14 protein-coding genes are annotated in these 18,204 nt (G+C 70.0%); 8 read left to right on the top strand and 6 right to left on the bottom strand.

Features of this window, described 5'->3' with window-relative positions; genetic code table 11:
- Window positions 1-66 precede the first annotated feature (66 nt).
- The 4 genes from ACNI65_RS24905 to ACNI65_RS24890 form a co-directional block, all read right to left on the bottom strand.
- Window positions 67-1,710 carry a SulP family inorganic anion transporter gene (locus tag ACNI65_RS24905; RefSeq protein WP_416760179.1) on the bottom strand — a complete coding sequence of 548 codons (1,644 nt, stop codon included), beginning with the start codon at window positions 1,708-1,710 and terminating at the stop codon, window positions 67-69.
- A gap of 88 nt (window positions 1,711-1,798) precedes the next feature.
- Entirely contained in the window at window positions 1,799-2,602 is an 804-nt protein-coding gene (locus tag ACNI65_RS24900; RefSeq protein ID WP_416760177.1) for a hypothetical protein, read from the bottom strand.
- A 154-nt stretch (window positions 2,603-2,756) separates the two neighbouring features.
- Window positions 2,757-3,899 (bottom strand): HD-GYP domain-containing protein, encoded by a 1,143-nt coding sequence (locus ACNI65_RS24895; RefSeq protein ID WP_416760175.1) that lies wholly within the window; start codon window positions 3,897-3,899, stop codon window positions 2,757-2,759.
- A 194-nt stretch (window positions 3,900-4,093) separates the two neighbouring features.
- Window positions 4,094-4,807 carry an SDR family oxidoreductase gene (locus tag ACNI65_RS24890; protein ID WP_416760173.1) on the bottom strand — a complete coding sequence of 238 codons (714 nt, stop codon included), beginning with the start codon at window positions 4,805-4,807 and terminating at the stop codon, window positions 4,094-4,096.
- Between the two features lie 109 nt (window positions 4,808-4,916).
- Here ACNI65_RS24890 and ACNI65_RS24885 point away from each other — a divergent pair, with 109 nt between their 5' ends.
- A complete protein-coding gene (locus ACNI65_RS24885; RefSeq protein ID WP_416760172.1) occupies window positions 4,917-5,828 on the top strand; it encodes a LysR family transcriptional regulator in 912 nt (303 codons plus the stop codon).
- A gap of 15 nt (window positions 5,829-5,843) precedes the next feature.
- On the opposite strand, the gene ACNI65_RS24880 is transcribed toward ACNI65_RS24885, so the two are convergent.
- Window positions 5,844-5,966: a hypothetical protein gene (locus ACNI65_RS24880; protein WP_416760170.1), complete on the bottom strand. Its 123-nt coding sequence runs from the start codon at window positions 5,964-5,966 to the stop codon at window positions 5,844-5,846.
- 106 nt (window positions 5,967-6,072) lie between these two features.
- Here ACNI65_RS24880 and ACNI65_RS24875 point away from each other — a divergent pair, with 106 nt between their 5' ends.
- The gene (locus ACNI65_RS24875) at window positions 6,073-6,549 is read left to right on the top strand and encodes a LysR substrate-binding domain-containing protein (protein ID WP_416760169.1); all 477 of its coding nucleotides are present in this window, start codon (window positions 6,073-6,075) and stop codon (window positions 6,547-6,549) included.
- Here the strand turns inward: ACNI65_RS24875 and ACNI65_RS24870 are convergent.
- Complete coding sequence (locus ACNI65_RS24870) at window positions 6,482-6,985, bottom strand: Cd(II)/Pb(II)-responsive transcriptional regulator (protein ID WP_416760167.1); 504 nt, start codon at window positions 6,983-6,985, stop codon at window positions 6,482-6,484. The genes ACNI65_RS24875 and ACNI65_RS24870 overlap by 68 nt on opposite strands.
- A gap of 57 nt (window positions 6,986-7,042) precedes the next feature.
- Here ACNI65_RS24870 and ACNI65_RS24865 point away from each other — a divergent pair, with 57 nt between their 5' ends.
- The 6 genes from ACNI65_RS24865 (at window position 7,043) to ACNI65_RS24840 (ending at window position 18,030) form a co-directional block, all read left to right on the top strand.
- Window positions 7,043-9,430 (top strand): heavy metal translocating P-type ATPase, encoded by a 2,388-nt coding sequence (locus ACNI65_RS24865; protein WP_416760165.1) that lies wholly within the window; start codon window positions 7,043-7,045, stop codon window positions 9,428-9,430.
- Between the two features lie 224 nt (window positions 9,431-9,654).
- Complete coding sequence (locus ACNI65_RS24860) at window positions 9,655-11,196, top strand: peptide MFS transporter (RefSeq protein ID WP_416760162.1); 1,542 nt, start codon at window positions 9,655-9,657, stop codon at window positions 11,194-11,196.
- 168 nt (window positions 11,197-11,364) lie between these two features.
- Window positions 11,365-11,637 carry a hypothetical protein gene (locus ACNI65_RS24855; protein ID WP_416760160.1) on the top strand — a complete coding sequence of 91 codons (273 nt, stop codon included), beginning with the start codon at window positions 11,365-11,367 and terminating at the stop codon, window positions 11,635-11,637.
- Between the two features lie 439 nt (window positions 11,638-12,076).
- Window positions 12,077-13,279 (top strand): efflux RND transporter periplasmic adaptor subunit, encoded by a 1,203-nt coding sequence (locus ACNI65_RS24850; protein ID WP_416760158.1) that lies wholly within the window; start codon window positions 12,077-12,079, stop codon window positions 13,277-13,279.
- Window positions 13,280-13,297: 18 nt separating this feature from the next.
- A complete protein-coding gene (locus ACNI65_RS24845; protein WP_416760156.1) occupies window positions 13,298-16,594 on the top strand; it encodes an efflux RND transporter permease subunit in 3,297 nt (1,098 codons plus the stop codon).
- Window positions 16,591-18,030: an efflux transporter outer membrane subunit gene (locus ACNI65_RS24840; RefSeq protein ID WP_416760154.1), complete on the top strand. Its 1,440-nt coding sequence runs from the start codon at window positions 16,591-16,593 to the stop codon at window positions 18,028-18,030. Before ACNI65_RS24845 ends, ACNI65_RS24840 begins: the two co-directional genes overlap by 4 nt.
- Window positions 18,031-18,204 lie beyond the last annotated feature (174 nt).

The following is an 18,204-nucleotide window of genomic DNA, read 5'->3' as shown; positions in this document are numbered from 1 at the left end:
GCAACACCCTCTCCCGCTTGCGGGAGAGGGCGGGGGTGAGGGCTGAGAACTGGGGCAGGACGGTGGTCAGCCTTGGTCCTGCATCCCCAGATGGTGAGACAGATACACCCGCCCGCGGAACCACGATTCCCACTGGCTGTCCTTGAGCCGGTCCAGCACCGGCCCCTTGACCTCGCTGAGATCCAGCCGACGGCCCTGCCGCTCCAGCGTCTCGTGCAACTCCTTGAGCGCGCTCAGCCCGCTGAAGTCGATCGTGTTGACCGGCGACATCTGCAGCAGCACCCGCCGCGTCGACGGATGCGTGTCCAGATGCGCCTGCACCACGTCCGCCAGGCTGCGCCCGTTCAGGAACAGCAGGCTCTCGTCGATGCGCAGACCCAGCACCAGCGGGTCCAGCTCGACCTGATAGCGCTCGACGTTGCGGTAATGCTCGGTGCCGGGAATGCGCCCGATCAGCGCCACATGCGGCCGCGCGCTGCGTTGCAACAGCAGCGCGATCGACCCCGCCACGCCGAGTCCCAACGCCGCGGTGATGCCCACGAACACCACGAGCAGCGTGACCGCCGCCATCAGCAGCGCCTCCGGCCGTGCATACCGCCACGCGTCTGCATAAGGACCGAATTTCAGCCCCGACAGCACCGCGACCATGATGCTCGCTGCCAGCACCGGCTTGGGCACCCAGGCCAGCAGCGGCGACGCCGTCACCAGCGTGAGCCCCATCAGGCTCGCGACGAAGACGCCGGTCATGCGGGTGCGGCTGCCAGCGTCGCTCATCAGCACGCTGCGCGAGAAGCTCGCCGCTGCCGGCATGCCGCCTGACAACGCCGCCGCCAGGTTGGCGCCGGCCAGGCCCATCAGCTCACGGCGCGCGTCGACGCGCTGCCCCACACGCCGCGCCAGCGACTCCGCCACCGCCAGGCTCGACACGTAGCCGAGCAGCCCGATCAGCGCCGCACCCGGCAGCATCGCCATCCAGAGCTCCGCGTCCAGCCGCGGCAGCGTGAACACCAGCGCCAGCGGCGGCAACTCGCCCACGCGCGGCAGGCCCTGCGGATCCCAGCCCCACGCGACGCCCACACCGATCAACAGCACCGCCAGCGGCGCGATGCGCGACATGAACCCCTTGGGCAGCCGCCGCACCGCGACCAGGGCCACGAGCGACACGACGCCGAACAGCGCCGCCACGCCGCGCCAGTCGAAGCCATGCGCCATCAGCGAGCGCGCGAGCTCCGGCACCGTGCCGCCCGTCGCGGCCGAGCCGATCAGCACCGGCAACTGACTCGCCGCGATCGCGATCGTGGCGCCGGACTCGAATCCATGCAGCACCGGCACCGACAGCAGCGCCGCCAGCGCATGCAGCCGCAGCAGCGCTGCCGCGCCAAGGAACATACCCACCTCGGCGGCAAGCACCAGCGCGGCCTCGCTCGGGCTCACGCCCGCGGGCGCGAGGCCCAGCGTCTGCATGATCATCAGCGCGAGCACCGCCACCGGGCCGATGTTGAGATAGGGACTGGAGCCCAGCGCCGCGTAGACCAGCGGCGGCAGCAGGCTGGCGTAGAGCCCGACCTGCGGCGGCAGGCCGGCGAGCATCGCGTACGCCAGGCTTTGCGGAATGAGCAGCACGCTGACCACCACCGCGGCGACGAGGTCGTCGCGCAAGGCGTCGCGCAGATAGGGCCGGCAGGCGGCAAGGGACGGCAACGTCGGCATGGGCAGGGAAGCCGCGGCAGCAGCGCGGCGCGCGGCAGTATAGGCGGCGCATGATGGGCCGCCATCAGGGGCCGCATCACGCGTGACGTCAGAGGATCAAAGGCCCGCCCGGTCCGCCGACGCCATCCGCCGAGCCCGCCGTCCCCACCGCCAGGCGCGGCAGCGGCGGCAGTCTCGGCGTCATCAGGTCCAGGCTCAGCTGCAACTGCAGCTCCTCGCCGCGCGGCAGCGCCACCAGCCGGGGCGAATCCGCCGTCATCAGCCGCAGCTGCACCCAGGACCGCGTCGCATGGCGTTCGTAGCCCAGCGTGTCCAGCGGCGCCGAAGCGCGCGCGAGCACCATGCGGCCGCCCGCGCCGCTCAGCGAGGCCAACCCGCACCACGGATCCCGGTGCTCGACATGACCGCGCCCGGGCAGCCGCAAGGCGTCGAAGCCCTCGTCCAGCCACACGGCGCCGGCGAAGTCCTCCGGGAAATGCAGTTGCCATCCGAATCTCGCCGGCAGCGCCAGGCGGCTCAGGTTGCGCACCGACAGCGACCACTCCAGCCGCTGTTCCTCGAGCCTCAACGTCTGGCTCGCCTGGAAGCCCCACGACCCCGGCGCCCCGCCGCCCGGGTGCAGCATCAGCGTCACGCGGTCGGGCACCCACTGCGTGACCTGCCAGCCCGCGTTCAGGCAGGCAGGATCGGGCACCTGCTGCTCCAGGCCCGCGAGCGGGCTCGACGGGCCGAGCAGCATCACCCCGGCGCCGCCCAGCGCCGTGCCGCGCTCGATCAGCAACGGGCGCAGCCAGGGCTCCCGCCCTTGGGGGCTGGTCTCCCCCAGCCATCTCAGCCGGCCCCCTCGGTCGGGTGACACCACCGCGCGCCAGCGCCCAGCCTTCAGTTCCACATCGCGACCCACATGCACCCCCCGTCATCGAAAGGGGCGGAGTCTGCGCGCGAGGCGGGCGCTCATGGCCCACCTAAAGGAAGGCCGCTCCCCGCAGGACTGACGCATCGGAGGGGTCGACCCTGCAAGCCTTTGCTCAGGCCCGGCGTCAGGCTCAGGAGTTCGCGGCGATCAGCGTGGCGATGCGCTCGTCGGACAGCCGGATCGGCGACGCGTGCGTGGGCAGCAGCGCCACCACGGCGTGGTCGTCGCGGCTGCTGTCGCGCAGCACAGGCGTGTGGCGCGGCTCGCCGTTGGCGTTGGTCAAGACCGAGACCATCGGCCGATGCGCCTTCTCGCCGTTGCGCACGACCAGCCCGACCTCGCCGCTGGCCAGGCGCACGACGCTGCCCGGCGGGAAGATGCCGAAGGCCTTGATCAGCGCCGCGGCCAGCGGACTCTGCGCGGCCATCTGGTGGAGCTCGCGGCCGGCCTGCGCGGCGCTCATCGCCGGGCGGTTGGCGCGGCTGCTCAGGCGCGCGGTGTAGATGTCGGCATAACGGAGCATCTCGGCCAGCTCGCCGATGTCGCTCAGGCCATGCGGATAACCGCGGCCATCGGGCGTCTCGTGATGCTGCAGCACCGCCTCGAGCCAGTCCGGCTCGTCGATGCCGGCGGCGCTCAGCATCGCCACGCTGCGGATCGGATGTTCATGGATGGCCTCGCGCTGCATCGCCGTCAGCGGCGACACCTGGCTCGACAGCCGCGCCTGCAGGTCCAGCATGCCCAGGTTCATCGTCAGCGCCGCCTGGAAGGCACGCCGTTGATCGTCCGGCCCCCAGCCCAGATAGCGGGCCGCCGCGTGGCAGGCGGTGGCCGCATGCAAGGAATGGGTAACGCCGTAATGCCCGCTAGCTGATTCAGGTTGGCGAACCACCTGAGCGAGTGCGACCTCCGGCGAGCTGTCGATCAGCGACAGCAGCAGCGACGTCGCCCCGTCGAGCGCCTCGGCCATGCGGTCCGCGCCGGCGGACAGCGCGTTGCGCACGTCCTGCAGGCCGCGGTCCCACTCCTCGGGCAGGCGGTCGCGCAGATAGGCCGCCGACCGCGGCTGGCCGACCGGCTGGCGCATCGCCTCGGCCAGCTCGTGGACCTCCACCAGCGCGCCGCGGTTCATCAGCGCGTTGAGCTGCGCCTCGTCGGCGATCACCTGCCCGCGCGCGAGCAGCAGCGTCCGGTCGGTGTCGCGCACGCTGAACGCGAGCGGTTGACCGAGGACGATGCGGTTCTTGACCGATGACAGTGAACAGACACGCATGACAGGCGCGGTGAGCCAAGGAAGGGGCGACCGCGCGGGGATTGTCTGAAATTTGTAACGCGGGCGGCCCGCACTCTACATCGTCCGTTCGGATGACGATCTGAATGGCGGGGGAGGCATTTCCCGGCTTTTCTCCCCTGTCGCGCCGCGGCACGCCCATTCCGTCACGAATGGGCGCGAGCGACCGGGCGCATTCACTGGATCAGCGCGCCGCCGTCGAGGTCGATCACCGCCCCGGTCATGAAGGCGTTGTCGATCGCGAACAGATAGCCGGCGGCCAGGTCGGACGGCTGGCCCACGCGCCCGGCGGGCAGCGACGCGGCGGCCTTGGCGAGCATCGCCTCGCGGGCCTCGGGCGCCAGGCCGGCGTAGGCCTCGGTGTCGGTCAGGCCGGGGCTGACCACGTTCACGCGCAAGGGAGCCAGTTCGCGGGCGAGCAGCTTGGCGCTGACCTCGAGGGCGGCGTTCATCGCCGTCTTCACGAAGGCGCCCGGCACGGTGCGGCGCGCCAGGAAGCCGGAGGTCAGCGTCAGCGTGCCGCCCGGGCGCAGATGCGGGGCCGCGGCCTGCGCCACGGCGATCGCGCCCCAGAACTTCACGTCGAACGCGGCCTTGGCGGCGTCCAGGTCCACCGCCGTCACGGCGCCGCCCGGTGCCTGCGAACCCGCGGTGACGACGACGTGGTCCACCGGGCCGAGTTCGTCGAAGAACGCGCGCACGGCGTCGGCGTCGGCGACGTCCAGTCCCGTGGAAAGCCCCGCGACGACCACGCGTCCAGGTCGTTGGCCGAGCGCTTGCGCCACCGCGCGGCCGATGCCGGAGCTGCCGCCGATGACGACGCTGACGGTGTCGGGCGTGAAGGCGGCAACGGGGGACGAAGAAGTGGAGGAGGAAAGGGCAGCGGTCATGGCGTTCTCCAAACCTGTGTTCCAGGTGATTTGATGAACGAAGTTTGGAAGCCCCGCGAGCGCCCTTGACGGGGCTGGTCAGCGAAGGTTTTTCAAAGAAAATCGAACAATGACCCGGATCGCCGACCTCGAACTGCTGGTGCGCATCGCCGATCTCGGCAACCTCACGGCCGCGGCCAAGGCGCTGGACTGGTCGCCCGCGGCGGCCAGCGCGGCGCTCAAGCGGATGGAGGAGCAGCTCGGCGTGCCGCTGTTCGTGCGCAGCACCCGCAGCCTGCGCCTGTCGGCGGAAGGCCAGCGCTACCTGCCCCACGCCCGGGCGGCGCTGCGCGCGCTGACCGAGGGCCGCGACGAGGCGCTCGCCGGCCGCGAGGCGCTGGAGGGTGAACTGCACCTCACGGTGCCTTCCGATCTCGGCCGCCACGTGCTGCTGCCGTGGCTGGAGCAGTTCCAGGAACGCCACCCCGTGCTGACGCTGCGGCTGCAGATCGGCGATCCGCTCACCGACCTGTTGCGCCGCCCGGTCGACGCCGCCGTGCGTTACGGCCCGCCCAGCGGCGGCTCGCACGTCGCGTTGCCGCTGTTGCCCGACTGCCGCCGGGTGCTCGTGGCCGCGCCGCATTACCTGGCGTTGCGCGGCACGCCGGCCTCGCCCGAGGACCTGTCGCGCCACGAGGCGCTCCGATACCTGGTCGCCGACGAGGTGCCGACGCATTGGCCAGTCGAGATCGCCGGCGCCGCCGTGGCCTTGCCGCTGAGCGGGCGGCGGGTCGCCGATGACGGCGAGGTGGTCAAGCGCTGGGCCCTCGCCGGACTGGGGCTGGCCTACAAGTCCTGGCCGGACGTGGCCCAGGAACTGGCCAGCGGCCAGCTGATCCATGTGAATCCGCACTGGCGGGGCGACCTCGCGCCGCTGAACCTGATCGTGCCCGGCCGCGCGCAGCTGTCGCCGGCGCTGCGCTCGGTCCGGGACGAACTCCGGCGGCGGCTCGAGACCTTCGCCGAGGCGATGCCGCGCTGAGCGCCGCCCGGCGGATCAGCCGAACATCGCGCGGAACTCGTCGCGCGACGGCGCGTCCGAATGGCCGAAGCCGATGAAGTCCGGCGCGATCACATCTCCGGTGATGTTCGGGCGGCTGCATGTGCTGCCGACGGTCACGGGCTTCCTCGACGCCTATCCGGACGTCGCGGTCGATCTCTAGCTGACCGACCGCATCACCCACTTCCTGGACGACCAGATCGACGTCGCGCTGCGCATCGGCCAGTTGCCCGACAGCGGGCTGGTCGCGACGCGGGTCGGCGAGGTCCGGCATGTGGTCTGCGCCGCGCCGGCCTATCTGGCCACGCACGGCGCACCGGCCACGCCGGACGACCTGGCGCGCCATCGGGTGATCTCGTTCGAGAGCGTGTCCGTGGGCAGCGCCTGGCCGTTCCGCCAGGACGGCGTGGCGAGGACCGGCGCGTTCCGCTCGCGGCTCAGCGTCAACACGGTCGATGCCGCGCTGGACGCCGGACGCGCCGGTGCGGGACTGGTGCGCGCGTTGTCCTACCAGGTCAACGAGGACGTCCGCGCCGGCCGCCTGCAGCTGGTGCTGGAGGACTTCGAGGCCGCGCCGCGGCCGGTGCAGCTGGTCTACGCCCCGCAGGGCCGGCTGCCGCTGAAGCTGCGCGCCTTCATCGATTTCGCCGTGCCGCGTCTGCGCGAGCGCCTGTCGCGGGCCGCGCTGCCGTCGTCGGCGTAGCGTCCGTCGCACCCGGGTGACACGCGCAGGCCTCGCCGTGCGCGGCGGACACCAGTTCCTCGAGGATGCCGCAGGCGTGATGGTCGTGGTCGGCGTCGCAGCGTTTCTGCAGCGCCACCAGCTGTGCTTCGAGCGCCTGCATGCTCTTGAGCCGGGCGCGCACCTTGCCGAGTTGCGACGCCACCAGCGCGTCCACCTGCACGAGTGCGTCGGGATCGCGGGTCTGCAGGCTGTCGAGCAGCAGCGTCACGTCGGCCAGCGACATGTCCAGCGCCCGGCAGTGCCGGATGAAGGCCAGCCGCTCGAGATGGGCATGCGCGTAGTCGCGGTAGCCGTTGTCGCTGCGGGCGGGCGGCGGCAGCAGGCCGCTCTTCTCGTAGAAGCGGATGGTGTCGATGTCCACCCCGGTGGACTTGCTCAATTCGCCGATGCGCATGAGGTCAAGGATAGCCGCTTGACCTTGGAGCCGCTCCAGACTATCCAATCCACCTCCATGGCACATCAGGCACACGATCACCGCCCCGCCGCGCCCGACGCGGCCACGTCATCCTGCGGCGGCTGCTGCGGTCACACGGCCGAGGTGGCGCTCTCGCCCGCGCACGGTCATGCCCAGGCTCATGGCCACGACCACGACCACGACCACGACCATGATCACGGCGCCAGCTGCGCCGCGCCCGTGGCCAAGGCGCCCGCGCCGACCGCCGAGGCCCTCGCCGGGACCACGCGCCAGCGCTACTTCATCGCCGGCATGGATTGCCCGACCGAGGAAGGCCTGTTGCGCAAGCAGTTGCAGGGCAAGCCGGGAGTGGTCGCGCTGGAGTTCGACCTGATCAACCGCCTGCTGGATGTCCATCACCGGCTGGACGACGACGCACCGCTGCGCGCGGCGATCGCGTCGGCCGGCATGAACGCCGAACCTGTTCAGGCCGAGGCCCCGCCGCCCGCGCCGCCGCCGGCGATCTCGACCGGCCTGAAGTGGCGGATGGCCATCGCCGGCATCGCCGCGATCGCGGCGGAGACGCTGGCGTTCTCGGGCTTCGACGAGTCCGGCCCGCTGGTGATCGCACTGGCGCTGGCCACCATGCTGCTGGGCGGCCTGCCCACGCTGCGCAAGTGCTGGATCGCGCTGCGCAGCGTCACGCTCAACATCCACCTGCTGATGAGCCTGGCGGTGATCGGCGCGATCGTGCTCGGCCAATGGCCCGAGGCGGCGATGGTGGTGTGGCTGTTCGGGCTGTCCGAGATGATGGAGAGCCTGAGCCTGGCGCGCGCCCGCGACGCGATCCGCGCGCTGACCCAGCTCGCGCCGGAGACCGCGCAGGTCCGCGACGCCGAGGGCCGCTGGTCCACGGTGCCGGCCGCGGACGTCGCGATCGGCGCGACGGTTCGCGTGCCGCCGGGCGAGCGCGTGCCGCTGGACGGGCGTCTGGTGACGGGCCGTTCCAGCCTGAACGAGGCCGCGCTGACCGGCGAGGCCATGCCCGTGGACAAGGCACCCGGCGACGCGCTGCTCGCCGGCAGCATCAACGGCGACGGCCTGCTGGAGATGACCGTCACCGCGGCCAAGGGCCACACGTTGCTGGACCGCATGGCCGCCGCCGTGCAGCAGGCGCAGTCGCAACGCGCGCCGACGCAGGCCTTCATCGACCGCTTCGCCCGCGTGTACACGCCGGCGGTGGTGCTGGTGGCCGTCGCGCTGGCGGTACTGCCGCCGCTGCTGGGTCTGGGGAGCTGGAGCGACTGGATCTACAAGGGCCTCGTGCTGCTGGTCATCGCCTGCCCGTGCGCGCTGGTGATCTCCACGCCGGTGACGGTGGTCAGCGGACTGGCCGCGGCCGCGCGCCGCGGCATCCTGATCAAGGGCGGGCTCTACCTGGAACGCGCGCGGCAGCTCCGCACGCTCGCCTTCGACAAGACCGGCACGCTGACCGAAGGCCGGCCGCAACTGGCCGCGGTGCAGCCGCTGGATCAAGCGCCCGGCGCGGCGGGCGCGACAACGGCCACGGCCGCGATCACCGCCGATGACGCCCTGCACCTGGCCGCCCGCCTGGACGCCGGCAGCACGCATCCGCTGGCGCAGGCCATCGTCGCGGCGCACACGCAGCGCGTGGGCTCAGCGCTGGAGCCGGTCGAGGACCTGCTCAACCTGCCGGGCCTCGGGCTCACGGCGCGGCTCGACGGCGAGGACTTCGCGCTCGGCAACGAGCGCCTGGCCGAGCAGCGCGGCGCCGTCGATGACGCCGCCCGTGCCGCCGCCCGCGCGCTGCAGGCGCAGGGCCACACGCTGGTCTGGCTGATGCGCGGGTCCCGCACGCTGGCGCTGCTGGCGTTGTCGGACACGCCCCGGCCCGAAGCCGCCGAGGTGCTGCGCACGCTGCGCGGGCGCGGGCTGTCGCTGACGATGCTCAGCGGCGACCAGCGCGCGAGCGCTGTCGCGATGGCCGCTCGGCTCGGACTGGCCGAGGACGCCGTGCGCGCGCCGCTGCTGCCGCAGGACAAGCTCGATGCGATCGCCCGCCTGGCCGATGAGCAGGGGCCGGTCGCGATGATCGGTGACGGCGTCAACGACGCACCGGCGCTCGCGCGCGCCGACATCGCGATCGCCATGGGCGCCGCCGGCAGCGCCACGGCGCTGGAGACCGCCGACATCGCGCTGATGCAGGACGACCTGCGCAAGCTGCCGGAGCTGATCGGGCTGTCGGAGCGCGTCGCCACGGTGCTCAAGCAGAACATCGTCGTCGCGCTGGGCCTGAAGGCGGTGGTGGCGGCGCTGACGCTGGCGGGGATCGGCTCGCTGTGGCTGGCCGTGCTGGCCGACGCGGGCGCGAGCCTGCTGGTGGTGCTCAACGGGCTGCGGCTGCTGCGCGAGGAGCGCTCGTGATGTGCGCGGCCGCCTGAGGGCGGCGTTCGGCACCTAGGGTGATCCCTCATCCCGCCGGGGCGGTTGCAGCTGACCTTTCGCTGACAATGGCGCGCCTGCCGCTGGCGGGCCCCAAGGGGATCGATCGATCCGGGGCCTGAACCAGCGGCAAACGCGTTCTGATCCCTGGAACGCGACTTTCCATGACCCGGAGCGCGGGTCATCGATCCATCACGGAGCGTCGTTTGAACACAATTCAAACTCCCGGAGCGCGGCAGACCATCCTCGGCCAGCCCAACAGCCTGTTCGTCCTGTTCTTCACCGAAATGTGGGAACGGTTCTCCTATTACGGCATGCGGGCGCTGCTCGTGCTGTTCCTGATCTCGGAAGCCTCCAAGGGCGGTTGGGGCTGGACGCGCGAGCAGGCCACGAGCCTGTACGGCACGTACACGATGCTCGTGTACCTGACGCCGATCATCGGCGGCTACATCGCGGACCGCTTCCTCGGAACGCGGCGCTCGGTGGTGCTGGGCGGCTTCATCATCGCGGCAGGCCACATCTCGCTGTTCTTCGACTCGCAGCTGACCTTCTACATCGGCCTGGGTCTGGTGATCATCGGCACGGGTCTGTTCAAGCCGAACATCTCGGCGATCGTGGGCCAGCTCTACGGCAAGGACAACGAAGGCCAGCGCGACGGCGGCTACACGCTTTTCTACATGGGCGTGAACGCGGGCGCGTTCTTCGGCATCTCGCTGTGCGGCTACATCGGCGAGAAGATCGGCTGGCATTACGGTTTCGGCCTGGCCGCGGTCTTCATGATCCTGGGCGCGGTGCAGTTCTGGCTGGCGCAGGGCATCTTCGGCGACATCGGCGGCGTGCCCAACAAGAACGCGCCGATGGTGGATCCCAGCGAGAAGCTGGACGACACGCCCGGACACATCGTGCGTGACCGCCTGATCGCGATCGTCGTGTTCTCGTTCTTCACGATCTTCTTCTGGTTCGCCTTCGAGCAGGCCGGCGGATCGATGACCATCTTCGCGGCCGACTACACCGACCGCGCGCTGGTGGGCACGAGCGGCCTGATCTTCAAGATCGTCAATTCGCTGATGACGCTGATCCCGGTGGCGATCCTGAGCTGGCTGCTGATCAAGCTGACGCGTAGCACGGAAGGGCTGTACAAGCTGTCCAACCTGCTGCTGGCGGTGGCGCTGGCGGTGATCTGGGGCCTGTCGCTGTGGATGCTGGGCCGCGAGTTCGCGCTGGAGCAATCGGAGATTCCGGCCACCTGGTTCGGGGTGCTGAATTCCTTCTTCCTGGTGATCCTGGCGCCGATGTTCAGCAAGATGTGGGAGCGTCACTGGAACCCGAGCGGTCCGGTGAAGTTCGGCGTGGGCCTGGTGCTGCTGGGTCTGGGCTTCGCGGCGCTGTCGTACGGCGCGTCGGGCATTCCGGCGGGCGCGAAGACGGCGCAGGTCAGCATGATCTTCCTGACGCTGGCGTATCTGCTGCACACGATGGGCGAGCTGTGCCTGTCGCCGGTGGGTCTGTCCTACATCTCGAAGCTGGCGCCGGCGCGGCTGCTGGGTCTGATGTTCGGCGTCTGGTTCGTGAACGCGGCCATCGCCAACAAGATCGCGGGCGCGACGGGCTCGTACATCGACGCGATCTCGTCGACGTACTCGATGTCGACGTTCTTCCTGATCTTCACGATCATCCCGGCCGGCGCGGGCGTGCTGCTGATGCTGCTCAGCCCCTGGATGAAGAAGCTGATGCACGGCGTGCATTGAGGGCTCCGCCCTCCCCAACAGGCGCTTCGCGCTGAATGACGAACCCGGGCGTTGCCCGGGTTTTTTCTTGCCCGACGCGATCTCGCCCAAGACTCAGGGGAACTCGCAAGATACATAAACTTTAGCTATGGTGTATGCATCCTGGACCCTCTACCCTTCGGAGTCGTTATGCCTACCGTCGTTTCGAGCCAGCAAGCGCTGAAGCTGAATTTCAAGGAAGACACGCTGACCACGGTGTCGAGAGATGCCCTGAAGGCGATGGCCAAGAAGCTCGGCTTCAACGAGACACAGACGATCCTCTTCGCCCTTGCCAGGCTGAGGGACGAGATATTCAACGATCAGGAATTGGAGAAGTTCATGCCGCTGACCAAGAAGCATCACGAGGAAATCGCCAAGGCCGAACCGCGTCGCCGCGGCAAGGTGCTGGACTCGCTGCTGTGAGGACGCATGTAGCGACGCCTCCACGCCGCGATCGTGGAGTCCAACACCTCGCGTGCACGCGAGTCCTGACGGCCACCGCGCCCCCTACCTTCGTTCACCCCCCTCATGCCTGAGGCCGAGTCCCGGGTGCACCGTTCCGGCTCAAACGCGCCTCACGGAGGCGCCATTCCCGCACCCGCCTCGAACATCGCCAACTTCAATCCCTAGGAAAGTCCAACCCGTACGGGGGCCCACTTTTCAGAGGAGATCCTCCTTCCTGCTGACGCGTTCTGGCAGCCTCTCCCGCGAGACTTGTTCACAGTCCCGTCCTGCGGTCAATGAAGCCCTGGGTCAAAGGGACAGGTATTGCCCTCGGCACTGGCCGGTCATTCATGTACCGCGTACATTCCGCCGCACGCTGCGGTGCAACAGATGCCGTGGGCGTTTTCGGGAGTGATGCATGGCTGGACCGTCTTTCAATCGCAACGCTGTCGCCACCGCCTTCATGGCGCTGCTGGTGACCGCCTGTGGCAAACCACAGGATCAACAACAACAACACGGCGGCCCCCCGCCCGTGACGGTCGCCCCGGCGATCACCCGCGAGGTCCAGGACTTCGATGAGTTCACCGCGCGCCTCGAGGCGCCCGACACCGTCGAGATCCGCGCCCGCGTCGCCGGCACCCTCGACAAGGTCCACTTCCGCGAGGGCCAGGTCGTCAAGAAGGGCGATCCGCTCTTCACCATCGACCCCCGCCCCTTCCAGGCCGAGGTCAGCCGCGCTGAAGCGCAGCTCGCCGCCGCGCGCACCGCCGCCGACCTCAGCAAGGCCGACCTCGGCCGCGCCGAGAAGCTCGTCGCGATCCAGGGCGTCAGCCAGCAGGAGATCGACCAGCTCAAGGCCGCCGTCCGCAACAACGACGCCAACATCCGCGCCGCGCAAGCCGCCGTCACGCAGGCCAAGCTGAACGTCGAGTTCACCCAGGTCCGCGCCCCGGTCACCGGCCGCAGCTCGCGCGCCAACGTCACCGCCGGCAACCTCGTCAACGTCGGCGAGCCGGTGCTGACCACCGTCGTCTCCGCCGACAAGGTCTACGCCTACTTCGACGCCAGCGAGGCGACCTTCCTGAAGTACGCCGCGGCCGCCCGCGCCGGCGGCGCCCAGCGCGAGAAGGCCAACAAGGTCTACCTCGGCCTGGCCAACGAGCAGGGCTACCCGCACGAGGGCCGCATGGACTTCGTCGACAACCGCCTCAACCCGGCCACCGCCACCATCCGCGGCCGCGCGGTCTTCGACAACAAGGACGGCGCCTTCACCCCCGGCCTGTTCGCGCGCGTCAAGCTCGAGGGCACCGGCTCCTACACCGCCACCCTGATCCCGGACCGCGCCATCGGCACGGACCAGGCCAACAAGGTCGTCATGGTCGTCGGCGCCAACAACATCGTCGCGCCGCGTCCGGTCGTCGTCGGCGCCCAGTTCGACGGCTACCGCGCCGTGCAGGGCATCAAGCCCGGCGAGCTCGTCATCATCGACGGCCTGCAGCATGCGATGCCCGGCGCGCCGGTCACGCCGCAGCAAGCCAAGCTCGACGACAAGGGCCGTGCCGTCGCCCCGCCGCAAGGCGCCGCCCCCGCACCCGCCGCAGCATCGGCCGCGTCGAAGTAACCCGGCGCGAGGCCATCCATGGACATCTCCCGCTTCTTCATCGAGCGGCCGCGCTTCGCGTCGGTCCTCTCGATCTTCATCTTCCTGGTGGGCCTGCTGGCGATCTTCCGCCTGCCCATCTCCGAGTACCCCGAGGTCGCGCCGCCGCAGGTCGTCGTGCGCGCCCAGTTCCCGGGCGCCAACCCGCGCGTGATCTCCGAGACGGTCGCCACGCCGCTCGAGGAGCAGATCAACGGGCTGGAAAACGTCCTGTACTTCGACAGCCAGGCCACCGCCGACGGCGGCATGACCCTGACCGTCACCTTCAAGATCGGCACCAATCCGGAAGCCGCGGAGACGGCGGTGCAGAACCGCATCAACCGCGCGCTGCCCAGGCTGCCCGACATCGTCCGCCAGATCGGCGTGACGACCGAGAAGTCCAGCCCCAACCTGACCATGGTCGTGCACATGGTCAGCCCGGACAACAGCCGTGACGCGCTGTACCTGCGCAACTACGCGCAGCTGCAGGTCCGCGACGAGCTGCTGCGCGTGCAGGGCATGGGCTCGGTGCAGGTGTTCGGCTCGGGCGACTACGCGATGCGCGTCTGGCTGGACCCGGCCAAGCTCGCCGGCCGCGGACTGACCGCCAGCGACGTCACCAACGCGATCCGTGAGCAGAACACGCAGGTCGCCGCCGGCGTCGTCGGCGCGCCGCCCGCGCCCAAGGGCACCGACTTCCAGTTGCAGATCAACACGCAGGGCCGCCTCGTCACCGAGGAGGAATTCGCCGACGTCATCATCCGCACCGACACCGCCACCGGCGGCCTGGTGCGCGTGCGCGACGTGGGCCGCGTCGAGATGGGCCCCGGCACCTACGCGCTGCGCAGCCTGCTCAACAACAAGGAAGCGGTCGGCATCGGCATCTTCCAGGCCCCGCAGTCCAACGCGCTCAACATCTCCAAGGATGTGCGCGCGACGATGGAACGCCTGAAGGCCAACTTCCCCGCCGGCGTCGCCTACGACATCGTCTACGACCCGACGCGCTTCGTGGCGACCTCCATCGAGAAGGTCATCCACACGCTGATCGAGGCCGTGCTGCTGGTCGTGCTGGTGGTGATCATCTTCCTGCAGACCTGGCGCGCGTCGATCATCCCGCTGCTGGCCGTGCCGGTGTCCATCGTGGGCACGTTCGCGATCCTGCTGCTGCTGGGCTACTCGATCAACACGCTGACGCTGTTCGGGCTGGTGCTGGCCATCGGCATCGTGGTGGACGACGCGATCGTGGTCGTGGAGAACGTCGAGCGCAACCTCGCCGACGGACTCACGCCGCACGACGCGACGGTCAAGGCGATGCAGGAGGTCTCCGGGCCCATCATCGCGATCGCGCTGGTGCTGTGCGCGGTGTTCATCCCGCTGACCTTCGTCCCGGGCCTGTCGGGCCAGTTCTACAAGCAGTTCGCGATCACGATCGCGATCTCGACGGTGATCTCGGCCTTCAACTCGCTGACCCTGTCGCCCGCGATGGCGGCCTTGCTGCTGCGTCCGCACGACGCGCCCAAGGACCCCATCATGAAGGTGATGGACAAGCTGTTCGGCCGGTTCTTCCACTGGTTCAACTGCTTCTTCCAGCGCCGCAGCGAGGGCTACAGCCGCGGCGTGACCGGCATCCTGAAGCGCAAGTCGGGCGCGCTGGTGGTCTACGCCGTGCTGCTGGGACTGACCGCGCTGCTGTTCACGCGCATTCCGTCGGGCTTCGTGCCGGCGCCGGACAAGCAGTACCTGATCGGCATCGCGCAGCTGCCCGCGGGTGCCACGCTGGACCGCACCGACGAGGTCATCCGGCGCATGAGCGACATCGCGCTGAAGGTGCCGGGCATCCGTGACTCGATCGCGTTCCCGGGCCTGTCGATCGCCGGCTTCTCCGCCGCGCCCAACGAAGGCATCGTGTTCTTCGGCCTGGACGACTTCGAGAACCGGACCTCCGCCGACCTGTCCAAGGACGCGATCCTGGGCAAGGTCAACGGCGCGATCCAGCAGATCCAGGGCGCGCGCATGTTCGTCGTGCCGCCGCCCGCGGTGGACGGCCTGGGCAACGCCGGCGGCTTCAAGGTGCAGGTGCAGGACCGCTCCGGCCTGGGCGAGCAGGCGCTGTTCGGCGCCGTCTGGGGCACGCTGGGCCCGATCTACGGCGACCAGAAGTCGGGCATCGGCACCCCCTACTCGACCTACGACATCAACGTGCCGCAGCTGTTCGCGCACGTCGATCGCGTGAAGGCCAAGCAGATGGGCGTGAAGCTGCAGGACATCTACGACACGCTGCAGATCAACCTGGGCTCGCTGTACGTCAATGACTTCAGCCGCTTCGGCAAGACCTATCAGGTCATCGTGCAGGCGGACGCGCCCTTCCGCGCCAACGCCACCGCGATCACCGACCTGAAGACGCGCAACGAGAAGAACGAGATGGTGCCGCTGGGCGCGCTGATGAACGTCGATCCGACCTTCGGACCGACGCGCGTGACGCGCTACAACGGCTTCCCGAGCGCGGACATCAACGGCGCGGCCAAGCCGGGCTTCTCCAGCGGCCAAGCCGAGGCGGAGATGGAGCAGCGGCTCAAGAACCTGCCTCGCGGCATGACCTACGAGTGGACCGAGCTGACCTACCAGGACCGCCTGACCCGCGACATCAAGGCGGGCGGTTTCTCGATCCCGACGCTGGGCGCGGTGCTGGCGATCTCGGTGCTGCTGGTGGTGCTGGTGCTCGCGGCGCAGTACGAGAGCTGGACGCTGCCGCTGGCCATCATCCTGATCGTGCCGATGTGCATCCTGTCGGCGCTGTTCGGGGTCTGGCTGTCGCACTTCCCGCCGTTCGCGCAGGCCGGGGACCTCAACATCTTCACGCAGGTGGCGTTGGTGGTGCTGGTGGGTCTGGCGTGCAAGAACGCGATCCTGATCGTGGAGTTCGCCAAGGAGCTCGAGGAACGCGGTGAAGCGCTGAGCGACGCCATCATCCACGCCTGCCGCATGCGGCTGCGTCCGATCCTGATGACCTCGATCGCGTTCTGCGCGGGCGTGATCCCGCTGATCCTGGGCTCCGGCGCCGGCAGCGAGATGCGTCGCGCGATGGGCATCGCGGTGTTCTCCGGCATGGTGGGCGTGACGCTGTTCGGCATCTTCCTGACGCCGGTGTTCTACGCGCTGCTGCGCAAGGGCACCGAGAAGCAGCGCGCCCATGCGGTCGAGCTGCGTCATCAGATCGATGCCGCGGCCCATCCGTTCCACGCGGGCATCGACGATGCCGATCCGCCCAAGGGCCACACGCCGAAGGGAGGCGCATGATGTTTTTCCGAGTCTCTCTGATGGCCGCCGCGGCGGCCGCGACGATGGGCCTGAGCGGCTGCTCGACGGCCCCGGCGCCCAAGGCGTCGGAGGTGCCGCTGGCACCGGGCTTCGCGAACGCGCCGCAAGGCGACGCGGCCACGCTGGCGCAGGCGCCGGTGGGGCGCTTCTGGCAAGGCTTCCATGACGCCGGGCTGGATGCGCTCGTGCAGCGCGCGCTGCAGGCCAACACCGACCTGCGCGTGGCCACGGCCAACCTGCGCGAAGCCCGGGCGCTGTCTCGCCTGGCGGACGCGCAGCTGTTGCCGACGGTCGATGTGAACGCCGGCGCGGCCCGCGTGCGGGCGCCGGACTATCAAGGTAATCCGCAGACGAGCAACGCGTTCTCGGTGGGCTTCGACGTGCGGTGGGAGGCCGATCTCTTCGGCCGCCTGTCCGACGAACGCCGGGCCGCGGCCGCGGATCTGCTGGCGGGCGAAGCGGGTCTGCGCGCGGCGCAGGTCAGCGTCGCGGCCGAGGTGGCGCGCAACTACTTCGAGCTGCGGGGTCTGCAGGAGCAACTGCGCGTGGCGCAGCAGTCGCTGGACACGCAGCAGGGCGCGCTGAAGCTGGTGGCGGGCCGACAGGAAGCGGGCCGCGGCACGGGCTTCGACACCGAGCGCGCCCGCGCGCTGGTGCAGAGCACGGCGGCGACGATCCCGGCGCTGGAGATGACGTTGGCGCGCACGCGCTACCGGATCGCGGTGCTGACGGGTCAGCCGCCGACGGCGCTGGACGTGGAGCTGGCCGATGTGCGGCCGCTGCCGGGTCTGCAGACGATCGCGCTGGACCGGATCGGCACGCCGTCGGACCTGCTGCGTCGGCGTCCTGACGTGCGGGCGGCGGAGGCGCAGGTCGCCGCGGCGGCGGCGCGTGTGGGCGTGGCGAAGTCGGCGATGTTCCCGAAGATCACGCTGGGCGGCACGATCGGCCAGAACGCGACGCGGGTGGGCGCGCTCAACGATGGTCCGGCCTACGCCTACAACCTGGGCGCGCAGCTGGTGTGGAACCTGCTGGACTTCGGCCGCATCCGCGCGCAGATCGCGGCGGCGGACGCGCGCAACGAGGCGGCCTTCGCCAGCTACGAGCGCACCGTGCTCGCGGCGCTGGAGGAAACCGAGGGCGCGCTGGTGACCTACAACCGCAGCCAGCAGCAGGCGCAGGCGCTGTTCGACGCGGCGGTGTCGGCGGAGAAAGCGGCCAACATCGCACGTGAGCGCTTCAAGGTCGGCATCAGCGATTTCCTGGCCGTGCTGGACGCGGAGCGGGAGCTGCTGACGGCTCGCAATGCGCTGGCGCAGTCGCAGACGCAGGCGGCGACCTCGCTGGTCGGCGTCTACAAGGCGCTCGCCGGCGGCATCGAGGCGGACGCCCCCGCCACGACAGCGTCGCGCTGAGCGCTGCGATGGCGTCGCGTTCGGCGCGGCAATGGACCGACTGCTGAGGTCCAAGCGAAAAGTGTGGGCTCTTTCAGGCCCCCTCGCCTGCGAAGCGGGAGAGGGCGGGGGGTGAGGGCTCTCCGAAGGCCACTGCGCATTTCCACCAGCCCTCACCCCATCCCCTCTCCCGCT

The sequence above is a fragment of the Roseateles sp. So40a genome, assembly GCF_048081605.1.
In the GTDB taxonomy this organism is placed as follows: Bacteria; Pseudomonadota; Gammaproteobacteria; order Burkholderiales; family Burkholderiaceae_C; genus Roseateles.
Note: the sequence above shows the minus strand (reverse complement) of the source record. Positions and strands in the feature narration are given on the sequence as shown.

Excerpts from the sequence above, each read along its gene's own strand:
- ACNI65_RS24890 (WP_416760173.1), bottom strand. The coding sequence starts at position 4,807 with ATGACCGCTGCCCTTTCCTCCTCCACTTCTTCGTCCCCCGTTGCCGCC.
- ACNI65_RS24845 (WP_416760156.1), top strand. The coding sequence starts at position 13,298 with ATGGACATCTCCCGCTTCTTCATCGAGCGGCCGCGCTTCGCGTCGGTC.
- ACNI65_RS24865 (WP_416760165.1), top strand. The coding sequence starts at position 7,043 with ATGGCACATCAGGCACACGATCACCGCCCCGCCGCGCCCGACGCGGCC.
- ACNI65_RS24855 (WP_416760160.1), top strand. The coding sequence starts at position 11,365 with ATGCCTACCGTCGTTTCGAGCCAGCAAGCGCTGAAGCTGAATTTCAAG.
- ACNI65_RS24840 (WP_416760154.1), top strand. The coding sequence starts at position 16,591 with ATGATGTTTTTCCGAGTCTCTCTGATGGCCGCCGCGGCGGCCGCGACG.
- ACNI65_RS24850 (WP_416760158.1), top strand. The coding sequence starts at position 12,077 with ATGGCTGGACCGTCTTTCAATCGCAACGCTGTCGCCACCGCCTTCATG.
- ACNI65_RS24905 (WP_416760179.1), bottom strand. The coding sequence starts at position 1,710 with ATGCCGACGTTGCCGTCCCTTGCCGCCTGCCGGCCCTATCTGCGCGAC.
- ACNI65_RS24895 (WP_416760175.1), bottom strand. The coding sequence starts at position 3,899 with ATGCGTGTCTGTTCACTGTCATCGGTCAAGAACCGCATCGTCCTCGGT.
- ACNI65_RS24885 (WP_416760172.1), top strand. The coding sequence starts at position 4,917 with ATGACCCGGATCGCCGACCTCGAACTGCTGGTGCGCATCGCCGATCTC.
- ACNI65_RS24870 (WP_416760167.1), bottom strand. The coding sequence starts at position 6,985 with ATGCGCATCGGCGAATTGAGCAAGTCCACCGGGGTGGACATCGACACC.